This window comes from Nocardia sp. NPDC058497 (assembly GCF_042720195.1).
GTDB lineage: Bacteria > Actinomycetota > Actinomycetes > Mycobacteriales > Mycobacteriaceae > Nocardia.
Genome location: NZ_JBHXMY010000435.1, coordinates 1 through 5,115 on the forward strand (window position 1 = coordinate 1; position 5,115 = coordinate 5,115).

At 68.2% G+C, this 5,115-nt stretch carries 5 protein-coding genes and 2 pseudogenes; 2 read left to right on the forward strand and 5 right to left on the reverse strand.

What is annotated here, in order from left to right:
- Nucleotides 1-253: pseudogene (locus tag ACFWPJ_RS24075) on the reverse strand (metal-dependent hydrolase); the annotation flags it as partial.
- Nucleotides 254-374: 121 nt separating this feature from the next.
- Between ACFWPJ_RS24075 and ACFWPJ_RS24080 the strand changes: the two are divergent.
- Nucleotides 375-755: pseudogene (locus ACFWPJ_RS24080) on the forward strand (nitroreductase/quinone reductase family protein); the annotation flags it as partial.
- 12 nt (nt 756-767) lie between these two features.
- Nucleotides 768-1,235 carry an SRPBCC family protein gene (locus tag ACFWPJ_RS24085; protein WP_378854659.1) on the forward strand — a complete coding sequence of 156 codons (468 nt, stop codon included), beginning with the start codon at nt 768-770 and terminating at the stop codon, nt 1,233-1,235.
- A 66-nt stretch (nt 1,236-1,301) separates the two neighbouring features.
- Here the strand turns inward: ACFWPJ_RS24085 and katG are convergent, their stop codons facing one another.
- The 4 genes from katG to ACFWPJ_RS24105 all read right to left on the reverse strand — a co-directional run bounded on the left by katG (nt 1,302) and on the right by ACFWPJ_RS24105 (nt 5,051).
- Nucleotides 1,302-3,530, reverse strand: coding sequence for a catalase/peroxidase HPI (katG, locus tag ACFWPJ_RS24090; protein ID WP_378854657.1), 2,229 nt, complete (start codon nt 3,528-3,530; stop codon nt 1,302-1,304).
- Between the two features lie 11 nt (nt 3,531-3,541).
- Complete coding sequence (locus tag ACFWPJ_RS24095) at nt 3,542-3,976, reverse strand: Fur family transcriptional regulator (RefSeq protein WP_378854658.1); 435 nt, start codon at nt 3,974-3,976, stop codon at nt 3,542-3,544.
- 114 nt (nt 3,977-4,090) lie between these two features.
- A complete protein-coding gene (locus tag ACFWPJ_RS24100; RefSeq protein ID WP_189022720.1) occupies nt 4,091-4,696 on the reverse strand; it encodes an ATP/GTP-binding protein in 606 nt (201 codons plus the stop codon).
- Nucleotides 4,677-5,051 (reverse strand): DUF742 domain-containing protein, encoded by a 375-nt coding sequence (locus tag ACFWPJ_RS24105; protein ID WP_378854660.1) that lies wholly within the window; start codon nt 5,049-5,051, stop codon nt 4,677-4,679. The genes ACFWPJ_RS24100 and ACFWPJ_RS24105 overlap by 20 nt, the downstream gene beginning before the upstream one ends.
- Between the last annotated feature and the right edge of the window lie 64 nt (nt 5,052-5,115).

Sequence of the window (5,115 nt, forward strand, 5' to 3'; positions counted from 1 at the left end):
AGGCCCAGGAAATGAACCGGCACATGTGATGTGACACCGGGCCCAGCACGTGCGAGATGGTTCCGCTCGGGTGATCCGCGTCCGGCAACAGGGCGGCACCCGCGGTGAGCAGGGTGCCCATGATCAATTCGGCGATCCCGAATCGTGTTGTGTCGCTGTCGAACAGGGGGAACGCGGCGACCGTGAGCGGGAGCGCCGCGGCGGTACCCGCCCAGGCCAGCGCGCCACTGGTCGCATGTGAATGTCCTAGCACCCCGCAACGTTAGAGGAGCTCACTACTTCGGCGCATCTGCCGAGGCAGGCCGGTACGCGGGCGGGAATGTCCGGCGTGCCCGGATGGTTGGCGCAGGGGACCGCACCGCGAAAGGACGAGGATGAGTGCATTCAACGACCAGGTGATCGCCGAGTTCCGGGCCAACGGTGGCCGGGTCGGCGGCATGTTCGAGGGCCGCGACAACATGGTGATCATCGCCACCACCGGCGCGAAGTCCGGTCGCGCGATCACCAACCCGCTGGTGTTCCTGCCCGACGGCGAGCGCATCGTGCTGATCGCCTCCAACGGCGGCGCCGACAAGCACCCCGCGTGGTACCACAACCTGGTCGCGAACCCGGAACTGACCGTGGAGCTGCCGACCGAAACCTTCACGGGCAAGGCCGAACTCGTCGCCGACCCGGAACGCACCGCACTGTTCGACCGGATGGTCGAGCTGATGCCGGGCTTCGCGGAATACCGGGACAAGACCACCAGGGAGATCCCTGTCTTCGCGGTGTACAAGACCGAAACCATCGACGCGCCCCGCATCGTCCACGCCTCCCGCGACATCGCGGCGAGCGCCGCCGCGATCTTCGAACTGATCGCCGACCCTGCCCAGCAGCCACGCTGGGACGGCAACGACAATCTCGCGGAAGCGAGTGCGGGTCAACGGGTCCGCGCCACCGGTGACGTCTTCACCACCACCCTCACCAACGGCGCCGATCGCGACAACCACATCGTCGAGTTCGAGGAGGGCCGCCGCATCGCCTGGAACCCCTCCGAGCGCGGCAAGACCCCGCCCGGCCACCTGTGGCGCTGGGAGCTGGAGCCGATCGACGACACCCACACCCGGGTCACCCACACCTACGACTGGGCCCAGCTGTACGACGAACAGCGTCAGGTGCGGGCCAGGGCGACCACCTCGGACAAGCTGCGGGCGTCGGTCGACCGGCTCGCCGAAATCGCCGAAGCCACCGCGTGATCCGAGCCGGCACACGAAACACCCCGTGACTCGTACTGAGCCACGGGGTGTTTCGCTTCCGACAGGTCAGGCCAGGTCGAACCGATCCAGGTTGCTCACCTTGGTCCACGCGGCGACGAAGTCGTGCACGAACTTCTCCTTCGCGTCGTCGGTCGCGTAGGCCTCGGCCACAGCGCGCAGCTGCGAGTTCGAGCCGAACACCAGGTCGGCCCGGCTGCCGGTCCAGGTGACCGCACCGGTCGCGCGATCCTTGGCCTCATAGGTGTCGTCGTCGGCGGCCGACGGCACCCACTCGATGCCCATGTCGAGCAGGTTGACGAAGTAGTCGTTCGTCAACGCGCCCGGCGTCGCGGTGAACACCCCGAGCGGCGAGGACTGGTAGTTCGCGCCGAGCACGCGCAGTCCACCGACCAGGACGGTCATCTCCGGCGCGCTGAGCGTCAGCAGGTTCGCCTTGTCGACGAGCAGGTACTCCGCGGGGATCCCGGCGTCCTTGGCCAGGTAGTTGCGGAATCCGTCGGCCTTCGGCTCGAGCGCCGAGAACGACTCGACGTCGGTCTGCTCCTGGCCGGCATCGGTGCGGCCCGGCGCGAACGGCACGCTCACGTCGTAACCGGCCGCCCTGGCGGCCTGCTCCACACCGACGGCGCCACCGAGGACGACCAGATCGGCGAACGACACCTGGGCGCCGCCGTTGGCGTTGAACGTCGACTGGATGCCCTCGAGCGTGCGGACGACCTGCGCGAGCTCGTCGGGCTGGTTGACCTCCCAGCCCGCCTGCGGCTGCAGCCGGATGCGGCCGCCGTTGGCGCCGCCGCGCTTGTCGCTGCCGCGGAACGACGAGGCCGCCGCCCACGCCGTCGACACCAGCTGCACGACGGTCAGACCCGAGGCCTGGATCTGGCTCTCGAGCGTCGCGATCTCGGTGTCGCCGATCAGCGGGCCGGTGTGCGCGGGCACCGGGTCCTGCCACAGCAGTTCCTCGGACGGGACCAGCGGGCCGAGGTAGCGCGTGACCGGACCCATGTCGCGGTGGGTGAGCTTGTACCAGGCGCGCGCGAACGCGTCGGTGAGCTCCTCCGGGTGCTCCAGCCAGCGCCGGGTGATCCGCTCGTAGATCGGGTCCATCCGCAGCGACAGGTCGGTGGTCAGCATGACCGGGGTGCGCTTCTTCGCCGGATCGAACGGGTCGGGCACGGTGTTCGCGCCCGCGCCGTCCTTCGGGATGTACTGATGCGCACCCGCCGGGCTCGCGGACAGCTCCCACTCGTGCCCGTACAGGGTTTCCAGGAAGTTGTTGTCCCAGGTGATCGGGGTGCTGTTCCAGATGCCTTCCAGGCCACTGGTGATCGAGTCGGCGCCGACGCCGGTGTTGAAGCCGCTCTTCCAGCCCAGGCCCTGCTGTTCCAGCGGGGCGGCCTCGGGCTCGGGACCGACGAGGTCGGCCGGACCGGCGCCGTGGGTCTTGCCGAAGGTGTGGCCGCCGACGATCAGCGCGGCGGTCTCCTCGTCGTTCATCGCCATCCGCGCGAAGGTCTCGCGGATGTCGATCGCGGCCTCGAGCGGATCCGGATTGCCGTTGGGGCCCTCCGGATTCACGTAGATCAGGCCCATCTGGACCGCGGCGAGCGGACGCTCGAGGTTGCGCTCACCGGAGTAGCGCTCGTCGCCGAGCCAGGTGCGCTCCGGGCCCCAGTAGACGTCTTCCTCCGGCTCCCACGCGTCGACGCGACCGCCACCGAAACCGAACGTCGGGAAGCCCATCGACTCGAGCGCGACATTGCCCGAATACACGATGAGGTCGGCCCAGGACAGCTTCTTGCCGTACTTCTTCTTGACCGGCCACAGCAGGCGGCGGGCCTTGTCCAGGCTGGCGTTGTCGGGCCAGCTGTTCAGCGGCGCGAACCGCTGCAGGCCCGCGCCCGCACCGCCGCGGCCGTCGCCGACGCGGTAGGTGCCCGCCGAGTGCCAGGCCATCCGGATGAACAGCGGTCCGTAGTGGCCGAAATCGGCGGGCCACCAGGGCTGCGAGGTCGTCATGACCTGCTCGATGTCCTGCTTCACCGCGGCCAGGTCGAGGGTCGCGAACTCGGCCGCGTAGTCGTAGTCCTCGCCCATCGGGTTCGCCACCGGCGGGTTCTTCTGCAGGATCGTCAGGTTGAGCTGGTGCGGCCACCAGTCCCGGTTGCTGCCACGGGCGTCGGCGGACGCGAACGGGCGATGATCGGCGACGGGGCAACCATTTTCACCGGGTTCCGTGTTGGCTTCCGCGATAGGTGGATGTTCCTCGGGCACGGTGATTCCTTTCAGGAGAGTGATGGTGATGTCAGGCAGTCGGGGCAGCGGCCCCAGTAGATGACCTCGGCTTCGTCGACGACGAAACCGGTGTCATCGAGAGCGGTCAGACAGGGCGCATCGCCGACTGCGCAGTCGACATCGACAATCACGCCGCAGGATCGGCACACCAGGTGATGATGGTTGTCCCCGACCCGGGTCTCGTACCGGGCGACCGTGCCCATCGGCTGGATCCGCCGGAGCAGGCCGGCGGTGGTGAGCACACGCAGCACGTCGTAGACGGCTTGATGACTCACCGCGCCGAGGGTGTCCCGCACCCGGCTCAGGATGGTGTCGGTATCAGCATGCGGATGCTGGTGCACGGCGGTCAGCACCGCAAGGCGCGGCGAGGTGACGCGCAGCGAGGCCGCGCGGAGCATCCGCTCGAAGTCCGACGTGGTGGACACAGTCCAAATTATTACTCGTTCCAGATGGCAGCGGAAGCATTTCCGGGCAAAGATCGGCGCGCGAATCTGGAAGCACAGAAGAAATGACCGGGACCGCCCCCGGTCGACCACCTGCTAGGTGGTCACCGGGGTGCGGGTGGCGCGGGCGATGAGGTACTCGACGAGGTGGGTCAGCACCGCCTTCGCCGAGGGCCGGTCGCGGGCGTCGCACAGCATGACCGGGGTGTTCGGATCGAGGTCGAGCGCGTCGCGGACCTCGTCGATGGTGTAGCGCGGCGCGCCCTCGAAGCAGTTCACCGCGATCAGGAACGGCAGCCCGCGGCGTTCGAAGAAGTCGACGGCCGCGAAGGAATTGCTCAGGCGCCGGGTGTCGGCGAGCACGATCGCGCCCAGCGCGCCGCGGCACAGCTCGTCCCAGAGGAACCAGAACCGGTCCTGGCCGGGGGTGCCGAACAGGTACAGCACGAGATCGCGGTCGATGGTGATGCGGCCGAAGTCCAGCGCGACCGTGGTCGTCGACTTCTGCTCCACCCCCGACAGGTCGTCGACGCCGGTGCTGACCTCGGTGATCAGCTCCTCGGTGCGCAGCGGCGCGATCTCGCTGATCGAGGAGACCATGGTGGTCTTGCCGACGCCGAAGCCGCCGGCGATGAGGATCTTCACCGAGGCGGCCAGGTGCTGCCCGCCCGGTGCTGTGGGGTCAAAGTTTTCGGATGCCATCCAGAACCGCTCGCAATATGTTGAGGTCTCCGGTGCCGGCCTCGGCCGCTACCGGAGCCCGGAAGATGAGGTGGCCCTCGGCGATGAGATCACCGACGAGGATCTTGGTCACCGCCAGAGGAAGTTTCAGCACGGCCGAGACCTCGGCTACCGACTGCGGACGCTTGCACAACCGTGCGATCGTCGCGTACTCGGGTTCCGGTCGTCGCAAGGTGGGGGCGGGATGTACTGCCACCACCACCGTGAGCATGTCCAGGTCGTGCGCCGCACCCATGGTGCGGCCGCGGGTCACCGCGTACGGCCGGACGAGAGGTCCGGCCCCGTCGTCGAAACAAAGAACGCCGATTAGATTCATGTTTGGCGTGCAAAAGCGCCGCCCGTACCTGACCCGGGTCGGTAGGCCGATAGCGTGCGAACCC

Excerpts from the sequence above, each read along its gene's own strand:
- ACFWPJ_RS24100 (WP_189022720.1), bottom strand. The coding sequence starts at position 4,696 with ATGGCATCCGAAAACTTTGACCCCACAGCACCGGGCGGGCAGCACCTG.
- ACFWPJ_RS24105 (WP_378854660.1), bottom strand. The coding sequence starts at position 5,051 with ATGAATCTAATCGGCGTTCTTTGTTTCGACGACGGGGCCGGACCTCTC.